16 protein-coding genes are annotated in these 17717 nt (G+C 36.2%); 13 read left to right on the top strand and 3 right to left on the bottom strand.

Translation table 11 applies throughout. The features are described 5' to 3' along the window. The first annotated feature begins 5 nt into the window (after positions 1-5). A complete protein-coding gene (locus F0365_RS08600; RefSeq protein WP_169933323.1) occupies positions 6-404 on the top strand; it encodes a DUF1573 domain-containing protein in 399 nt (132 codons plus the stop codon). Here F0365_RS08600 and F0365_RS08595 read toward each other — a convergent pair whose 3' ends face one another. Continuing rightward, entirely contained in the window at positions 405-1760 is a 1356-nt protein-coding gene (locus F0365_RS08595; protein ID WP_169933322.1) for an aspartyl protease family protein, read from the bottom strand. A gap of 79 nt (positions 1761-1839) precedes the next feature. Between F0365_RS08595 and F0365_RS08590 the strand changes: the two genes are divergently transcribed. From F0365_RS08590 to F0365_RS08555, 8 genes are all read left to right on the top strand, one after another. Continuing rightward, positions 1840-3030 carry a pyridoxal phosphate-dependent aminotransferase gene (locus F0365_RS08590; RefSeq protein WP_169933321.1) on the top strand — a complete coding sequence of 397 codons (1191 nt, stop codon included), beginning with the start codon at positions 1840-1842 and terminating at the stop codon, positions 3028-3030. Continuing rightward, the gene (gene murB / locus F0365_RS08585; RefSeq protein WP_206071333.1) at positions 3030-4058 is read left to right on the top strand and encodes a UDP-N-acetylmuramate dehydrogenase; all 1029 of its coding nucleotides are present in this window, start codon (positions 3030-3032) and stop codon (positions 4056-4058) included. Before F0365_RS08590 ends, murB begins: the two co-directional genes overlap by 1 nt. Positions 4059-4539: 481 nt before the next feature. Further along, positions 4540-4749 carry a membrane or secreted protein gene (locus tag F0365_RS08580; protein WP_169933319.1) on the top strand — a complete coding sequence of 70 codons (210 nt, stop codon included), beginning with the start codon at positions 4540-4542 and terminating at the stop codon, positions 4747-4749. Positions 4750-4758: 9 nt separating this feature from the next. Then, on the top strand, positions 4759-5868 hold the full coding sequence (locus tag F0365_RS08575; RefSeq protein WP_169933318.1) for a glycosyltransferase: 1110 nt from the start codon (positions 4759-4761) through the stop codon (positions 5866-5868). Between the two features lie 46 nt (positions 5869-5914). Continuing rightward, positions 5915-6787 (top strand): lipoyl synthase, encoded by an 873-nt coding sequence (gene lipA / locus F0365_RS08570; protein ID WP_169933317.1) that lies wholly within the window; start codon positions 5915-5917, stop codon positions 6785-6787. Positions 6788-6826: 39 nt separating this feature from the next. Next, positions 6827-7264 carry a hypothetical protein gene (locus F0365_RS08565; protein WP_169933316.1) on the top strand — a complete coding sequence of 146 codons (438 nt, stop codon included), beginning with the start codon at positions 6827-6829 and terminating at the stop codon, positions 7262-7264. Then, positions 7258-8259, top strand: coding sequence for a type I glyceraldehyde-3-phosphate dehydrogenase (gene gap, locus F0365_RS08560; protein WP_169933315.1), 1002 nt, complete (start codon positions 7258-7260; stop codon positions 8257-8259). The genes F0365_RS08565 and gap overlap by 7 nt, the downstream gene beginning before the upstream one ends. Before the next feature lie 146 nt (positions 8260-8405). Next, positions 8406-10709, top strand: a complete 2304-nt coding sequence (locus tag F0365_RS08555) for an ATP-binding protein (protein WP_169933314.1) — start codon at positions 8406-8408, stop codon at positions 10707-10709. Here the strand turns inward: F0365_RS08555 and lpxK are convergent. Beyond that, on the bottom strand, positions 10704-11672 hold the full coding sequence (gene lpxK, locus F0365_RS08550) for a tetraacyldisaccharide 4'-kinase (protein ID WP_169933313.1): 969 nt from the start codon (positions 11670-11672) through the stop codon (positions 10704-10706). The two genes, F0365_RS08555 and lpxK, sit on opposite strands and share 6 nt — an antisense overlap. A 47-nt stretch (positions 11673-11719) precedes the next feature. Here lpxK and F0365_RS08545 point away from each other — a divergent pair, with 47 nt between their 5' ends. The 3 genes from F0365_RS08545 (at position 11720) to msrA (ending at position 14367) form a co-directional block, all read left to right on the top strand. Beyond that, positions 11720-12811, top strand: coding sequence for a Nif3-like dinuclear metal center hexameric protein (locus F0365_RS08545; protein ID WP_169933312.1), 1092 nt, complete (start codon positions 11720-11722; stop codon positions 12809-12811). 3 nt (positions 12812-12814) lie between these two features. Then, positions 12815-13594: a zinc ribbon domain-containing protein gene (locus F0365_RS08540; RefSeq protein WP_169933311.1), complete on the top strand. Its 780-nt coding sequence runs from the start codon at positions 12815-12817 to the stop codon at positions 13592-13594. 122 nt (positions 13595-13716) lie between these two features. Further along, complete coding sequence (gene msrA / locus F0365_RS08535; RefSeq protein WP_169933310.1) at positions 13717-14367, top strand: peptide-methionine (S)-S-oxide reductase MsrA; 651 nt, start codon at positions 13717-13719, stop codon at positions 14365-14367. On the opposite strand, the gene F0365_RS08530 is transcribed toward msrA, so the two are convergent. Beyond that, positions 14364-15701, bottom strand: a complete 1338-nt coding sequence (locus tag F0365_RS08530) for an NRAMP family divalent metal transporter (protein WP_169933309.1) — start codon at positions 15699-15701, stop codon at positions 14364-14366. The genes msrA and F0365_RS08530 overlap by 4 nt on opposite strands. A gap of 250 nt (positions 15702-15951) precedes the next feature. Here F0365_RS08530 and asnB point away from each other — a divergent pair, with 250 nt between their 5' ends. After that, positions 15952-17613, top strand: coding sequence for an asparagine synthase B (gene asnB / locus F0365_RS08525; RefSeq protein WP_169933308.1), 1662 nt, complete (start codon positions 15952-15954; stop codon positions 17611-17613). The last annotated feature ends 104 nt before the right edge of the window (positions 17614-17717 follow it).

Here is a 17717-nt window from a genome sequence, read left to right as displayed (position 1 = left end):
TAATGATGAAAAATTTACTCATAATTTTATTTACCGGATTGTTCTCTAGTGCCTCAGTAGCACAGAACAACTCTGTACAGGACCCTCTTACTACTATAGAATTTGAATCTACTACAATGGACTACGGTAAAATAGAAAAAGGAAGTGATGGCATTAGAACATTTACTTTTAAAAATACAGGAAACAACCCCTTGAAAATCTACAAGATTTACTCTTCTTGCAAATGTGACATTTTATCAAAACCTGAAAAGCCTATCGCTCCCGGAGGAACCGGAGAAATCAAAATAAAATATGAAACCAAAAAAGTAGGACCTATCGTAAAAACGATTACCGTTTATGCAAATATTAATCAAAACCCTATTCCGTTGCGATTAAAAGGTGAAGTTATACCTAAAAATAACTAATTATAAGACAAGAGGAACATTGACCATTTCCACCTTAAATATTTTATCGCCTCTTTTAATTCTAATTTTCAATTTCTTATAGGGATTTTTAAAAAACAGCTCCGTAACTTTATTCATGGTGAGCTGTCTCTGATTGTAACGATTAATACCAATAATTTGATCCCCTACTACTATCCCTGCCTTATCTCCAGGAGAACCTTCTCTAATATAATCTACATATATCTTAGACACGTATTGATAACTTAATCGAACTCTTTGGGAAACATCAATAGTGGTAATCGTACTGGTTGAATTTCCATAGCCTACTTTACGATCAGTAAAGTCTTTTACTCCATAGGTCGTAAACAAGTCTAATTCTCCTTTTTGCACCCCTATTCCACTCATGTTGTAATAAAAGCCTTCATCAAAACTCCTATTGGGAATCATACTGATCTTTCTATTTGGATAATCGATAACTACATCAAACCTCCTGAGTACCTCCCCACCCAAACTACCGTCATGGGTGAAACTAGTTTTTTTAATACTGTGGTATTCTTTATACGGATAAGAAACTGCCACTTTTTTCAATGTAGAATTAAAAAGTTTTAAAGAATTGACCTTTGTTCTAAGTCCGTATATGTTGCCATTTATTCCAAAACCTAAATAATCCTCAAAACTGTTTTTGAAAATCGCATCCTTCCCTATTTCATTTAATATCCATAATGCATCTCCACTCCCCGTATCTATAAGCAGCTCATAATCACCTTTTACCAAATCGTTATCAAGATTGATATTTACAAAAGGCCTATTGATCTTTATGTTCATATCAAATTGTTTTGCTCTGCGTAAAAAATTAGGCAAATCATCAAAATTGTTAAAAACCTTTACATAAGAGTCTTCGTAGTCTATATGAGAAATAAAATTCTTTAAAAAATCCACGCTTAACAAACCGTGAACCTCCACATCTAGCTTAGGTGACATGTCTATCTCTGTATCGCCTAGAACTAAAACTTCTGCGTCTTTATTTATAATGTGTTTTCCTACTTCAATACGGTTTCCTAGGGAGTGATAGGCCCTTACTGATTTTTTTTTACCGTAGCCGTTTACTTGAATATATTTACCCTTTTTAATACTTAAAGAGTCTATACCTCTTAAATTAAAAATTATTGTTTTTGTTGCTCCAGTATCTAGAATAAAATTGAAATCAACATCATTAACTTTAACAGGAATAATGATCAAATTGGAATAAGATTCAAATGAAATTTTTTCCTTGTCAATTCCTGGTTCTAAAACAAAACCCTCCTGTTTATCAACTACTTGTGCATCAACTACAGGAGTAATACAAAAGTATAATAAAAAAAACAACAAATTTTTCATGATATATAAATATAAGGTATTGTCAAAGTCTTTTGTCTATCCTTACGCAAGTATTACCTTTGCATTTTAAAAAATTACTATGCCACAAATCTCTGAAAAAGGACAAAATATGCCTTCTTCGCCTGTAAGGAAATTAGTTCCTTATGCAGAAGCTGCAGCCGCTCGCGGAATTCATATATACCAACTCAATATTGGTCAACCAGATATAAAAACACCAGAACAAGCCATCAATGCGGTTAAAAATGCAGATATGGAGGTTCTTTCTTATAGTCACAGCGCAGGAAATCAATCTTATAGAGATAAGCTTACCACTTACTACAATAAAAACAATATGAATCTCACAAGTGAGCATATCATTGTTTCTACTGGTGGTAGTGAGGCTTTACTTTTTGCTATGGGAAGCATTTGTGACTATGGAGATGAAGTGATTATTCCAGAACCATTTTATGCTAACTACAATGGCTTTGCTACGGCAAGCGGTGTTACCGTAAAGCCTATTTCAACTCATATAGAAAACAACTTTGCGTTACCGGCTATAGGCGAGTTTGAAAAACTGATAACGAATAAAACCAAAGCTATTCTTATCTGTAATCCAGGTAACCCTACAGGCTATTTATACACACAAGAAGAAATGGATCAATTAGCTGCTCTTGTAAAGAAGCACGATCTTTTCCTAGTTTCTGATGAAGTATATAGAGAGTTTGCTTATGATGGACGCCAGCATTTATCTGTGATGAACATGCCGGGTCTTGAAGAGCATGCCATTATGATCGATTCTGTTTCTAAACGCTACAGTATGTGTGGAGCTCGTATAGGCTGTATGGTTTCTAAAAACAAAGAAGTGATGGCAACAGCAATGAAGTTTGCTCAAGCCAGACTAAGCCCACCTAGCTTTGCACAAATCGCTGCAGAGGCTGCCCTAGACACCCCACAGGAATATTTTGACGAAGTCATCACTGAATATATAGAGCGTCGTGATATTCTAATAGATGGACTTAAAAAAATAGAAGGTGTTGAAGTAGCAAATCCAGGAGGCGCCTTTTATTGTGTCGCTCAACTTCCAGTAGAAGATACAGATGTTTTTGCACAGTGGATGTTAGAAGAATTTGAGCTGGATGGTGAGACCATTATGGTGGCCCCAGCTGCAGGATTCTACAGCACACCTGGCATGGGAAAAAACCAAATAAGAATCGCTTATGTTCTTGAAAAAGAATCTCTTAAGAAATCTATTCGTATCTTAGATCGTGCTTTGAAGGCCTATAAAGGATGATAGAAATTAAACATCATTTTCCCTTAAAGGAACACAATACTTTTGGTATTTCTGCTTTCGCTAAAGCGTACACAGCACCAGCATCCCTACACGAATTAAAAGAAGCCCTAGGTTATTACCACGATCAGGACGTTTTTCTACTAGGCGGTGGAAGTAATATGTTGCTTATTAATGATGTTCAAAAACCAGTCATTCATGTTCTTTTAAAAGGCATAGAGGTAACGGAAACAATAGAAAATGAGGTATATGTAAAAGTCATGGCAGGAGAAGACTGGCATGACTTTGTACTTTATTGCATGGAAAAAAACTTTGCAGGTATAGAAAACCTGTCCCTTATTCCCGGTAATGTAGGTACATCACCTATTCAAAACATAGGTGCATATGGAGTGGAACTCAAAGATACTTTTGACAGCTGTACGATCATAGATATCAAAACGTTAGAAGAAAAAACACTGTCTTTAGCCGACTGTAAATTTGGTTATCGAGATTCTGTTTTTAAAAATGAAGCAGCTGGCAAGTATGTCATTACCTCAGTAATTTTTAAGCTTACCGACCTTAACAAAACTGATAATTACGATTTTAAAACAAGCTACGGCGCTCTACAAGAAGAGTTGAAACGACTGGATGGTGATCTCAGTATTCAAAAAGTATCTCAAGCTGTGATCCATATTAGAAGCTCCAAATTGCCTGACCCTAAAATATTAGGTAATAGCGGTAGCTTTTTTAAGAACCCAGTTATTAAACGAGCTGAATATGAAGACCTGATAAGAATGCATCCAGAAATGCCTTCCTATCAAGTAGATGAAGAGCATGTAAAAGTTCCTGCTGGGTGGCTTATAGATCAGTCTGGATTTAAAGGGAAAAGGTATGGTGACGCCGGCATTCACGACAAGCAAGCGCTCGTATTGGTAAATCATGGTAACGCTACTGGGAAAGAAATCCTGGAAGTAGCTCATAAAGTTCAAAAAGCAGTTCACGATCGTTATGGAATAAAGATCGACACCGAGGTTAATTTAATTGATGTTTGATGAAAATCACTACTATAGAAATGGGTCACAATGATGAAATATGGAATTTAGCAGATCTGACAGCTCCTCCTATTTTCATTAGAAATTTCTAACCTCACCGCTCCTCAAATTGATCTAAGAAAACCCTCGAACTTTCTGATCCTAATATTTTTAAACGTACAGCTGTAAGATCCATGAATATGGATATGATGACAAATCTTAAAACTGTTTAGAATTACAGGATACTCCTAACGGGCCCCATAGCTTTGACTAATTTACAAAACCTCCACCTGAAGCCCCTAGTTAAATCGAATCCCTTGACAAACAATAGATAGTGCATGAATCAAAAAAGGCTTCCAACATTGTTTTAGTATCGCCTATGAGTTTTTAACCCTAACGACTATAGATGATCAAATGATCATAGATATGAACAATGAATAGCCAAGGGATAATTTATAGCTCTTGCCTGTAAACCCTTGACTCTAATACCTATATTTGCATTATGGATTTAAAACTTATACTTATATCATTTGTCCTTTTATCACTTGCCTTTGCGGGTATCGCTATAAAAATATGGAGCAAAAAGGACGGTAAATTTGCTGGAACTTGTGCCAGTCAGAATCCGTATCTTAATAAAAATGGTGATGCGTGTGGGATGTGTGGTAAATTACCTGAAGAACAAGATTGTAAAGACGATCAAGTAAGAACCTAATTACTCTTCATGGAAATAAGTGTATTCTTCTATGCCTTGGCGGGCTTTGCCATTATCAATATTGCTTTTAATTTATTTTTATCAAAAGTCGGATTCAGTATAGAACCCCAACCGCAAGGCAATTTAAAAGAGGCTATTTCTGTAATTGTTTGTTCCAAAAACGAACAAGAAAATCTCAAAATATTAGTTCCTAAATTATTGGAACAAGACCATCCCAACTTTGAAATCATTTTAATAAATGACGCCAGCCATGATGATACTATAGATGTCATTGAGGAATTCATGGCAATGGACCATCGCATCAAAATGGTAGATGTAGTTAGTAACGAGAGTTTTTGGGGAAATAAGAAATACGCCCTAACTCTAGGGATTAAAAAAGCGGTAAACGATCACTTGATTTTTATAGATGCCGACTGTACTCCTAACAGTACTGCATGGCTGACTATTATTTCTAAACACCTTTCTAAAGAGAAAACGATCGTTCTGGGGTATAGCGGCTATAAAAAAGTTGACGATTCACTGCTCAACAAACTTATAAGATATGAAACTGTCCTAACAGCCATTCAGTATTTTAGTTATGCTATGAATGGCAATCCTTACATGGGCGTAGGTCGCAATCTAGCGTATACAGCGACACAGTTTTATGAAGTAAATGGCTTTATGAATCACATGAGAGTACTCGGTGGAGATGATGATTTATTTGTCAACCAAGCAGCCACCTCTCAAAACACGACAGTATCTTTAAATCAAGATTCCTTTACCAGCAGCCAGCCTAAAACGGACTGGTCTTCTTGGTGGAAACAGAAAAAAAGACATATCAATACAGCAAAGCATTATAAGAGCTCTCATAAGTTTTTGCTAGCTTTATTTTATATATCTCAAATAGGTTTTATCATTTCAGCGATTTTAGGCCTTCTTTTTGGTATCAATTGGATCATTATATTAGCGGTTATTCTTGTGAGATATGTTGTTTTTTGGGTTGTTTTAAGCAAGGGCTTTTCTCGCTTTCGCGAAAGCGATATCATCATTATACTTCCCTTTTTAGAATTAATTTTAATAGGAATTCAACTCGCACTATTTATTTCTAACATGGTGCATCGACCAAAACAATGGAACTAGTTAGTAATCCTTATTGATACGACTACTTTATCATTAACTTTGAATTATGGAATCAGTAACAACATCAATAGCGCCACCTCAGAAAAAACCAAAATGGCTGCGCGTTAAATTACCAGTAGGTCAGAAATATAAAGAGCTTAGAGCTACCGTAGAAAAGTATGACTTACATACTATATGTACTTCAGGCAGCTGTCCTAACATGGGGGAATGCTGGACAGAAGGAACAGCAACTTTCATGATATTAGGAAACACTTGTACACGTTCATGTGGCTTTTGTGGTGTTAAAACCGGCCGTCCAGATACAGTAGACTGGGCAGAGCCTGAGAAAGTAGCTCGCAGCATTAAATTAATGGGTATCAAACACGGAGTTATCACGAGTGTTGATCGTGACGATTTAAAAGATATGGGGTCCATTATCTGGAAGGAAACTGTCGCCGCGATAAGACGTATGAACCCTGAAACGACACTAGAAACATTAATTCCAGATTTTCAAGGAAACACTAGAAATATAGACCGAATCGTTGAGGCAAATCCTGAAGTGGTTTCTCACAACATGGAAACGGTGAGACGTCTAACAAGAGAAGTACGTATCCAAGCTAAATACGATACGAGCTTAGAAGTTCTTAGGTACTTGAAACAACAAGGCATTAAGCGCACGAAATCTGGTATCATGCTAGGACTAGGTGAGCTAGAAGAAGAAGTAATACAAACCATGAAAGATCTCAGAGATAATAATGTGGATATAGTAACCATAGGTCAATATTTACAACCTTCTAAAAAACACTTGGCTGTAAAAGAATTTATTACTCCAGAGCAATTCAAGAAATATGAAACTATAGGCCTAGAAATGGGCTTTAGGCATGTAGAAAGTGGTGCGTTAGTAAGAAGTTCTTATAAGGCGCATAAGCATATACTTTAAGCCTTTTTATTGACTGTATAAATCCTTTAAAGGAGTAACATGACTATTCAAGAAGCTATAGAACAAATCAACTATTATCGCATAGAAAATGAGGATAAAAAAATTCTTTTGCTACTAGATAAATGGAATGAACTACTTTTTGAAATCATCGCTTTTGATTATAGCGACGATGAAGTTGATATCTTACAAAAAGAATTAGATGTTCAAATGAAACGTTTGAGAAACAAAGAACTGTCTGCTCAAATAATCAAAAACTCGCTCGAGTCTTTTATTCAATTTATAAAAAAACAATTAAAAGCAAAATATTCCTATCAATTTTCAATCATAGGGACATTTGCTGGAATGGCACTTTCCTTTTTTGCGCATTTTAATGTGTTTTTTGGTTTTTTAATTGGCGTATGTACAGGTTTATTTATCGATCAATATTTAAATAAAAAACAAAGAGTAATCAAAACCACTTTAAACAATACATGGTAAAAATAAAAGTAGCCATCAACGGCTTCGGGCGTATAGGACGTACTTTTTTAAGAACGGTATTTAATGATCCACAAATTGAAGTAGTCGCTATCAACGACCTGGCTTCTAATGAAGTCATGGCACATCTTTTAAAATACGATTCTATTCACGGTGTCCTCGATGCTAATGTTAGCTTTGATGAAGACTCTATAAGCATCAATAAACATCAAATATCTTTTACTCATTACAGTGATCTCAATGACCTTACATGGAAAAATGTGGATATCGTTATTGAATCAACTGGTAAATTTAAAACCAGGGCTGATCTACAGAAACATATAGACGCTGGGGCTTCTAAAGTGATTTTGAGCGCTCCTCCTATTGAGGACGGCATAAAAACAGTAGTTTTAGGTGTCAATGAGCACATTCTTACCGATGAAGATCTCATTTTTTCTAATGCAAGCTGCACTACAAATAATGCCGCGCCACTTATTAAGGTAATGAATGAACTTTGCGGTGTAGAGCAAGCATACATCACAACAATACACAGTTACACTTCAGACCAAAGCCTTCACGATCAACCACATAAGGACTTACGCAGAGCCCGTGCTGCAGGGCAGTCTATCGTACCTACTACCACTGGAGCTGCAAAGGCTCTGACTAAAATATTCCCCGAATTGAGTAATGTTATAGGTGGTTGTGGCATACGTGTTCCTGTTCCTAATGGAAGCCTTACCGACTTAACTATTAATGTAAAAAAAGATGTAAGCGTTCAGGAAATTAATGATGCTTTTTACGCTTTCGCGAAAGCAAATCCTAACACATTTTCTTATACTACAGTCCCACTGGTTTCCATAGACATATCAGGAAGTCCTTACTCCTGTATTTATGATTCTGAAATGACTAGTGTAATTGGTAAAATGGTTAAAATTATAGGTTGGTACGATAATGAAAGTGGGTATTCTCACCGACTAAAAGATATGGCTCTGTACGCAAAAACATTAACCAAAAGTTAACTCGCGTGATCAAAACATCGATAAAACACAAATAATGGATGTTTATTTGCCTTTTTAAAATAACTAAATCTATATTTGATTTTATATACTTGAATTTGTTTATTAGATCTATACAGAAAATTATTTTTTTTACTCTGCTCCTAGGAATGCAATATATAACCTATGGACAAGAAAACTATGTGTCAAAACCTACACAACAAAGGGTCGTTAATATCATACTAGAAAAAGCTCAGGTTGCTTTACAAAAGGCAAACTATTCAGAAGCTAACGAACTGATCGCTAGTGCCAGCGAAATCGCTAAAGACTCTACTATTTATGCAGAGGTTGAAATGGTAAAAGTGTCTTACTATAATCAAACAGGCCAGTTAGAAAATGCAAAAAATACAATAGACCAGTTGGCCCCGCATTTTGATAAAACTTCTACAGACTATGCTAGACTGTTACTTTTAAAATCAGATTTTTTAATGAATTCCAACCTCTTAGTAGAGGCACAAGATGCCATTTTAAAATCCCAAGTCATACTAGCTCAAAACCGAGATATAGAGCTAAGTTATAACCTTCAGCTTAAACAAGCAGCATTAGATTTTAAAGTTAAAAAATACAATCAAGCAAAAAAGAATTTAGAAGAATTACTGCCTAAATTATTAGACAACAAACAGTTTCATTCTGCAGCAAAAGCACAATTAGAACTTTTTCGCATCACTTTTATAAAAGGAGAATATATAGTATCTAAGAATTACCTCGCTCAAAGCATAGCGCTTTCTGAAAAATATGAATTTAATACCTTACTCAAAGAAAGTTATCTCCTCAACTCTGAATTATTAAAAAACGAGGGGGAGTTCGAAAATAGTATAACTTATTTAGAGAAGTATACCGTTATTTACAATATGGAAACTGCTTCTGTTCAAAAAACTGCTTCGATCATTGAGCTTGCAGAGTTGAAAAAAACGAATAAAGCATTAACGGACTCTAACAATGAAAAGACTCAAAAACTTAAAGGACGTGACACCAGTTATATTTTACTTTGTATTTTTATAACCCTACTCTCTTTACTTACCTTATCATTATTTAAAAATAATAAACTTAGAGCAAAAAGTAATGATGTATTAGAAAATAAAAATTTGGCGCTTATAGATGAAAGAGATAGAGCTAAAGACGCTACAAAAATCAAGGCAGACTTCCTTTCAACCATTACCCATGAATTAAGAACCCCTATGTATGCCGTGACTGGTTTGACCCATTTATTATTAGAAAAAGATCCTAGAAATGATCAAAAAGAACATCTAGAAACTTTACAATCTTCTGGTGAATACCTGCTATCCTTGATTGATAATATTTTAGATTTTAACAAATTAGAAGCTAATAAAGTGGAGTTAGAAACAATACCTTTTGATCTTAATAAAAGAGTAAATGACATTAGCTTATCCCTGAAAGGGCAAGCTACAGACCGCAATAACAATCTTCATATTGAATACGATGATAGTATTCCTTCTAGACTACAAGGAGATCCTGTAAAAATCTCTCAGATTCTCATCAACCTTATAGGCAACGCCATCAAGTTCACTAAGGATGGCGATATTTATATAAGAGTTCATAAAGTAAATGCCAGATCAGGTAAATGTTTGATTAATTTTGAGATAGAAGATAATGGAAAAGGAATCTCTGAAGAAAAACAGATCGCTATTTTTGAAAACTTTACGCAAGAGGGAAGCAGTACAACTAGAGAATACGGTGGAACAGGTTTAGGACTTGCCATTGTGAAAAACTTGGTAACCCTAATGGGTGGTGATATAAGGCTCTATAGCAAGGTAGACAGCGGTAGTAAATTTTCCTTTGAAATATGGTTTGAACTTCCAGATTCTAATAAATTTTACGATGAAAGACAATACCCTCATATTTCTAATAATAAACGCCTCCATCCAACTACTCCAGGCACAAAGATTAAGGATGTTTTAAAAACTCCTGTTGCTCAAACTACAAACTCTTCCAATGAGATGAATAAAAATAAAATACAAAATACTGGAACAGCAAAAGATGGTGTACTAAATGAAAAACAGGCCACACCTTCTGAGTTATCAAACAAACAAATATTAATCGTTGAGGATAATAAAATCAATCAAATGATTACAAGAAAAATTCTTGAAGGAAAGAATTTTTCTTGTGAGGTAGCTAATAATGGAGAAGAGGCCGTGCAAGCAGCAAAATCTAAAAAGTATGATTTGATCTTAATGGATATTCACATGCCCATTAAAGACGGAAAAGAAGCGACTAGAGAGATAAGAACCTTTGATAGAGAAATTCCTATTATAGCTCTTACTGCGGTTACTTTAAATGAATCTGAAAAAGAATTCTACGAAATAGGGTTTGATGACATCATTCCTAAGCCCTTTAAAATGCACGAATTCTTTGAAAAAATACAGAAGGTATTCACTAATTATGAAGTCCTATAACACCGGTTCTTTACCCACAAATTCTGTTTGAATAGGCAAGTAATAAAGGTTTCTAAGCTCATGTTTTTTTAATCTCATGAAATCCTTTTCTGTTGTAATCACTAGTTTTTTATTCCTAATAGTTTCCACTTCTTGCAAGGTGAAATCATGATGATCACTATAATTGAGATGTTCTATTTTAATAAAACCTTTTAAATGCTTTAGAAAAGGTTTTGGCTTTGCGATTCCTGTGACCACCGTTACCTTTTTACCTCTTAGTCCATCAAGAAGGATTTTATGATCCACTCCTTGAAGTTCTTTTTCATAGCCTATGTAGGAAAAATACACCTGTTGTCCCGGCAACAACTTCAGCTTTAGCTTAACCTCATTCCTTTGAATAGCAGAAATATCAGCTGGACATTTAGTAACAATAATGGTTTGTGCACGCTGCGCTCCTTTGCGAGATTCTCTCAAATTACCAGCCGGCAACAGATAATCATCCACGTACAACATGTCATAACTTGTCAATAACACATAATGACTCGCTTTTACATATCTGTGTTGGAACGCGTCATCGAGCAATATCAAATCTAACTGATGTTCTTTAAGAAGCCTTTCTATTCCATCAACTCGTTTTTCACAAACCGCACTTACAATTAAGTTTTTAAACTTTCTTTTGATCTGCAAAGGCTCATCACCTGCTCGCTCTGTTGAATCATTTTCAGAAAGCTCTATGTAACCAGAAGTATTACGACCATAGCCCCGACTCAAAACACCTATCTTTTTACCAGTAAAATGTCTGATGAGATACTCAATCATAGGAGTCTTACCTGTACCTCCAGTACTTAAGTTACCTACAGCGATGATGGGTATCTGATATTCCTTTTGCTCTAGAATTCCTCTGTCAAAAGCATAATTACGCAAAGAGGTTATACCGTCATAAAGAACAGAAAAAGGATATAATAAAAGTCTTAACTCTTGCATGAGCTCAAAAGTAGGTTAATTTTACAACAGACATAAATATTACTATTATGAAGATTAAAGATGTTATTGCACATCTAGAAGTTCTTGCTCCAAGATTTTATGCAGAAGATTTTGATAATACGGGATTACTGACTGGAGAAAAAACCACTGATTTAACGGGGATCTTAGTCACTCTAGACTGTCTAGAAAATGTTGTTGATGAGGCGATTGACAATAATTGCAACCTTATCGTAAGCTTCCATCCGATTATTTTTTCTGGTTTGAAACACTTGCAGCCTGATGACTACGTGCGCAAAGCTGTAGTTAAGGCAATTAAGAACGATATCGCCATCTATGCTACTCATACCGCTCTAGACCTTGCAAAAGGCGGTGTGAGTTATAGAATGGCCCAAGAAATGGGCTTGAACAATGTCAAGACTTTAATTCCTAAATCACAACTCATTAAGAAATTAGTTACCTATATACCGCAGGACCACTTTGAGGAGGTAAAGGAGGCACTATTTGCAGCTGGGGCTGGCACACTAGGCAATTATTCAGAATGCAGTTTTTCTACCGATGGTGAAGGCACCTTTAGAGGGAATGAATGGAGTAAACCGCAGCTAGGGGAAGCATTAAAAAGAAGTACTGTAAAAGAAAAAGCACTTTCTATAACATTTTTACCTCATTTAGAAGCTGCAATAAAAGCTACTTTGATAAATTTTCATCCTTATGAAGAGGTTTCTTTTGAGATTTCCACCCTAGAAAACAGCTATCAAAACATAGGAATGGGCGTTATTGGCGATTTAGCAGAAGCCTTAGAAACAGAAGAATTTTTAAGGAAAACAAAGTCGGTATTTAAAACAGGGGTTGTAAGAAGCTCGTTTTCACGAAAGCGAACTATCAAGAAAGTCGCTCTACTAGGAGGATCAGGAGCATTTGCTATAAAAAACGCCTTGCAATCTGGAGCTGATGCTTATATCACAGCCGATCTTAAATATCATGATTTCTTTCAAGGCCAAGACCTCCTATTATGTGATGTGGGACATTATGAAAGCGAGCAGTTTACAAAAAACCTTTTACATGAATATCTTAAAGAAAAATTTAGTAATTTTGCAGTCCTTTGTGCACAAGCGCGAACAAACCCAGTTAATTATTTTTAAAAGATGGCAAAAAAGACCGAGGCTACTGTAGAAGATAAGTTAAGAGAACTTTACAACCTACAATTAATCGACTCTAGAATAGATGAAATACGCAACGTGCGTGGTGAATTACCTCTAGAAGTACAAGATCTTGAAGATGAAGTAGAAGGATTAAAAACTCGATTGTCTAAACTAGACGCTCATTCTGATGAACTTATTGAAAAAATTAGGTCCAAAAAGAATTTGATCGAGGAGTCTAAAGCTCTTGTTACCAAATATACAGATCAACAAAAAAACGTTCGTAACAACCGTGAATTCAACTCTCTTTCTAAAGAAGTGGAATTTCAGGAACTTGAAATGGAACTTGCTGAAAAGCATATCCGTGAATTCAAAGCGCAAATCGAACAACAAAAAGAAGTGATAGATAAAAGCAAGGAACGCCTTGATGAAAGAGCTGACCACTTAAAACACAAAAAATCTGAACTTGCAGAGATTCTAAAAGAAACTCAAAAGGAGGAGGAAGCACTTATGAAAATGAGTGATGATCACGCAAAATCAATCGAAGAAAGATTGATCAAAGCCTACACGCGTATCAGAACAAGTGTAAAGAATGGTCTAGCAGTGGTGCCTATTGAAAGAGGTGCTTCTGGTGGTTCTTATTTTACTATTCCGCCACAAGTGCAAGTAGAGATCGCAAGTCGTAAGAAAATTATTACTGACGAACACTCGGGAAGAATTCTTGTAGACGCTGCCTTAGCTTATGAACAAGTTGAAAAAATGGATAAAGTATTTGCTAAAGTTTAGTCCCTACCTTATTAACAAGAAAATCCCTTTATCTGTACAGATAAAGGGATTTTTTATTTAACCCTTTTTTAATACTCTACTCTCCGCACTAAGCATATTTTTATATGTATAATAATGAATATATGAAAATGTTATCTTTCTTCCTGATGTTTCTTCTTGCATCAACATGCGCCGATTCAAACAAAGAGACTGAACAGGCCGTAAATACAGACCCTATTCAAGTGGCTGCTCAAAATGGAATGCAACGTGCTTACTTTGCCAGTGGATGTTTCTGGTGTGTAGAAGAAATTTATGAAGGTGTAAAAGGAGTAAATGAATCTATATCTGGCTATTCTGGCGGCCATACAGAAAACCCTACTTATGAAGACAGCAACACTGGAAGAACTGGTCATGCTGAGGCTAACGAGATCATTTATGATCCTCAACTCGTTTCTTTTAAAACACTAGTAGACGTTTATTTTGCTTCACAAAATATTGAACAAGCAAACGGACAGGGACCAGATAACGGTTCTCAATACAGGAGTATCATCTTTTATCAAAATGATAATGAAAAAAAAATTATTGAAGCTAAAATTTCTGATCTCACTCAAGAAGGTTACGAGGTTGCTGCTGAGGTGAAGCCGTTTAAGAAGTTTTGGAAAGCCGAAGATTACCATCAAGATTACGCAAAGCTGCATCCTACTCAAGGTTACATAAGAGGTGTCTCTATACCTAGATTCAAAAAATTTGCTGCAAAAATGCCTGATCTCATTAAAGAAAACGCCCAGCACTAATCTAACACTCCAAAATAGTAACACATGTAAACGAGTGATAAAAAGCTCAAAGTAAAAATTCCCACAAGAGAAATTGCCCTCATGATAAATTTAGGTCGATGCTCTTCTGGGAATTTTTTTCTTGTCACCAATCTGTAATTTAAGGTAGCAACAATAGGTGCAAATAGGAAAGATAATACCGTTGCAATATCTACCAGGAAAAGAAAACCTTTAGGGTTACCACTTAAACCATAGCAAAGACTAAAACCTCCCAAAGCAGTTACGCTCAAAGCGGCTAAATACCACTTTTCGGCAGTTACAGATCCTGCCTTAAACAACACCTCACTCGTTCTTTTTAAGGCTCTAGAATAACCGTCTAGAACCCCTAGACTTGTTCCGTACATGATACAGAAAGCAGCAGTCGCAATGACATAATAAGACCACTGCCCCATGGCATTGGTAAACAAATTAACAACTTGATTTGCAAATCCTGCACTTCCAGAAATGATAACAGTATCCGTTCCATAAACTAAATAGGAACCTAATGTGAGGAACATCACTGCAAGAACTGCGCTTATCCAGTATCCTAGCGCAAACTCATTAGTAGCCTCTTTTACCGTAGATTTATAACCTGAGGCTTTTTGCTTCTCCAGCGTCCAGAGGCTATTCCAAGTACTTAAATCTACCGCTGTAGGCATCCATCCCATAAGCGCTATAGCAAAAGGAATGGTGCTCAGAGACCAGATTTCTGGACCTTCAAATTGATCTGATGCGACTGCTGCTCCTTTATAAATGACAAGAATAAAAGAAATTGCTACACATACAATCATTACCAGACCAACTACTTTAATAAAGCCGTCGAGGAATTTATACTTCCCCCATGCGAGTATCAAGAAAGAAGACCCTATAATTAAAAGAAGAGGTAAAAACCTATATGCCATTTCTTGAAGCTGAAACAATTCTTTCATAAAAACAGCAGTCACTTGAAATACTGCTGCACTCACAAAAAACAAGCTTACAATCATCACAAAGAAATAAGCGATAATAGCCCATTTACCTAAACTTCTATAACCATCGATAAGACTCTCTCCTGTTCCTGCCGCATAACGAGTTCCGTACTCAAAAAACGGGTACTTTAAAATATTGACCACTACAATAGCAAGTAAAAAACCAAATCCGTATATCATTCCCGCACGAGTGCTTTGTACCAAGTGACTCACCCCTATCGCGGTACTCGCAAATAGCAAGCCTGGACCTAAAACCTTGAAGAATTTATTCCTGCAGGTAATATAAAAATATTTTGATGGGCTTATGGAATGCCGCTTTCGCGAAAGCGGAATTAAAGCTACATTCATTTCATTACAAAAGCAAAGTTTATATTCTTTCCATTTTATTGCGAAAGCGTTGTAGTAAAATATAAGCGTTTTAAATGAACAAATCAATTGGTTATGAAATATTTTTAATTATGTTTGTCTTGTTATGTCAATAAATAATAATTTCAGAACTAATAATAATCCTTCACAAACGTAGGGTAGTCTCTGGTATTTAAAATATTCAAAAGGTCTACTTCACAAGTAGGCCTTTTTTCATTTAAAAATTTAAATTATGTGCGGTATTGTAGGAATGTTTGAGCTGAAGAAAGATAGCCAAGAGCAGAGAGAAAGAATCTTAGAATTATCTAAAAAGTTAAGACACAGAGGTCCAGACTGGTCAGGAATCTATTGCGGGGATAATGCGATACTGGCTCATGAGAGACTAACAATCGTAGACCCGCAATCTGGTGGACAACCACTTTACAGTCCTGACGGAAAAGTAGTTTTGGCGGTCAACGGCGAAATTTACAACCATCAAAATATCCGAGATCATTACAGCAATTATGACTTTAAAACAAAATCGGACTGTGAGGTCATTCTAGCTTTATACCAAGATAAAGGAATCGATTTTATGGATGAGCTTACCGGTATGTTCGGTTTTGCGCTCTATGATATGGAGAAAGATGTTTTCTTGTGCGCAAGAGATCATCAAGGAATGATACCTCTGTATTACGGCTATGATGAATTAGGCCAATTTTACATAGCTAGCGAGCTTAAGGCACTAGAAGGAACTTGTAACGAGATCGCTCCATTCCCTCCAGGACATTATTATTATAGTGAAACTGGTGAGTTTACGAAATGGTACGATCGAGACTGGAAAGATTATAAGACCGTAAAAGACAATACAAGCTCTGTAGCCGATTTAAAAAAAGCGATGGAAGAAAGTGTGCACAGGCACTTAATGAGCGACGTGCCTTACGGAGTATTGCTCTCTGGCGGGTTGGACAGCTCTATTGTTAGTGCTATAGCAAAAAAATACGCTTCTAAAAGAGTAGAATCTGGCGACCATGCAGACGCCTGGTGGCCCCAATTGCACTCATTTGCAATAGGATTAGAAGGAAGTCCTGACCTCGCTGCTGCACAAGTAGTTGCAGACCATATAGGCACCGTGCACCACAGTGTTAATTTTACTATTCAAGAAGGACTCGATGCTATCAAAGACGTCGTTTATTTCTTAGAAACCTATGATGTAACTACCATTAGAGCCTCCACTCCTATGTACTTACTCGCAAGAGTCATTAAATCAATGGGAATTAAGATGGTGCTATCTGGAGAAGGAAGTGATGAAATCTTTGGAGGGTATTTATATTTCCACAAAGCCCCTAATGCAGAAGAGTTCCATAAAGAAACAGTACGTAAGCTCGACAGCTTACACCTTTATGACAATTTAAGAGCAAACAAATCTCTAGCGGCATGGGGAATTGAAGGACGCGTACCCTTTTTAGATAAAGAGTTTATGGATGTGGCGATGCGTTTAAACCCTAAAGATAAAATGTGTGGAAATGGAAAAATGGAAAAACACATTTTACGAGAAGCATTTGAAGATTACCTCCCTAAAAGTGTCGCTTGGAGACAAAAAGAACAGTTCAGTGATGGTGTGGGATACAGCTGGATAGACACCTTAAAAGAAGTAGTTGAAGATGTGGTGACAGATGAGATGATGAAAGCTGCTCCTTTTAAATTCAAGATCAATCCGCCGCAAAGCAAAGAAGAATATTATTACCGCAGTATCTTCTCAGAACACTTTCCTAGCGATGCCGCTGCCAGCTGTGTACCTTCCTTAAAATCAGTCGCTTGCTCTACACCGGTCGCATTAGAATGGGATGAAGCCTTTAAGAATATGAACGACCCCTCTGGACGTGCGATAAGTGGAGTGCATGACAAAGGTTATTAAAATCATCTAAAATAGTTGCGGCTTTCAATTACCGTGATTACTTTTGACACATAATGAAAAGAACAAATCATACATGGTGGTGGAATAATACAGCTCAACAGCCG

The organism is Nonlabens sp. Ci31 (assembly GCF_012974865.1).
In the GTDB taxonomy this organism is placed as follows: Bacteria; Bacteroidota; Bacteroidia; order Flavobacteriales; family Flavobacteriaceae; genus Nonlabens.
Note: the sequence above shows the minus strand (reverse complement) of the source record. Positions and strands in the feature narration are given on the sequence as shown.

What these genes read in the sequence shown, in the direction of transcription:
- asnB (WP_169933308.1), top strand. Translation starts at nt 15,952, where the DNA reads ATGTGCGGTATTGTAGGAATGTTTGAGCTGAAGAAAGATAGCCAAGAG.
- F0365_RS08595 (WP_169933322.1), bottom strand. Translation starts at nt 1,760, where the DNA reads ATGAAAAATTTGTTGTTTTTTTTATTATACTTTTGTATTACTCCTGTA.
- F0365_RS08600 (WP_169933323.1), top strand. Translation starts at nt 6, where the DNA reads ATGAAAAATTTACTCATAATTTTATTTACCGGATTGTTCTCTAGTGCC.
- F0365_RS08590 (WP_169933321.1), top strand. Translation starts at nt 1,840, where the DNA reads ATGCCACAAATCTCTGAAAAAGGACAAAATATGCCTTCTTCGCCTGTA.
- gap (WP_169933315.1), top strand. Translation starts at nt 7,258, where the DNA reads ATGGTAAAAATAAAAGTAGCCATCAACGGCTTCGGGCGTATAGGACGT.
- F0365_RS08565 (WP_169933316.1), top strand. Translation starts at nt 6,827, where the DNA reads ATGACTATTCAAGAAGCTATAGAACAAATCAACTATTATCGCATAGAA.
- F0365_RS08555 (WP_169933314.1), top strand. Translation starts at nt 8,406, where the DNA reads ATGCAATATATAACCTATGGACAAGAAAACTATGTGTCAAAACCTACA.
- F0365_RS08580 (WP_169933319.1), top strand. Translation starts at nt 4,540, where the DNA reads ATGGATTTAAAACTTATACTTATATCATTTGTCCTTTTATCACTTGCC.
- lipA (WP_169933317.1), top strand. Translation starts at nt 5,915, where the DNA reads ATGGAATCAGTAACAACATCAATAGCGCCACCTCAGAAAAAACCAAAA.
- F0365_RS08530 (WP_169933309.1), bottom strand. Translation starts at nt 15,701, where the DNA reads ATGAATGTAGCTTTAATTCCGCTTTCGCGAAAGCGGCATTCCATAAGC.
- msrA (WP_169933310.1), top strand. Translation starts at nt 13,717, where the DNA reads ATGAAAATGTTATCTTTCTTCCTGATGTTTCTTCTTGCATCAACATGC.
- F0365_RS08545 (WP_169933312.1), top strand. Translation starts at nt 11,720, where the DNA reads ATGAAGATTAAAGATGTTATTGCACATCTAGAAGTTCTTGCTCCAAGA.
- lpxK (WP_169933313.1), bottom strand. Translation starts at nt 11,672, where the DNA reads ATGCAAGAGTTAAGACTTTTATTATATCCTTTTTCTGTTCTTTATGAC.
- F0365_RS08540 (WP_169933311.1), top strand. Translation starts at nt 12,815, where the DNA reads ATGGCAAAAAAGACCGAGGCTACTGTAGAAGATAAGTTAAGAGAACTT.
- F0365_RS08575 (WP_169933318.1), top strand. Translation starts at nt 4,759, where the DNA reads ATGGAAATAAGTGTATTCTTCTATGCCTTGGCGGGCTTTGCCATTATC.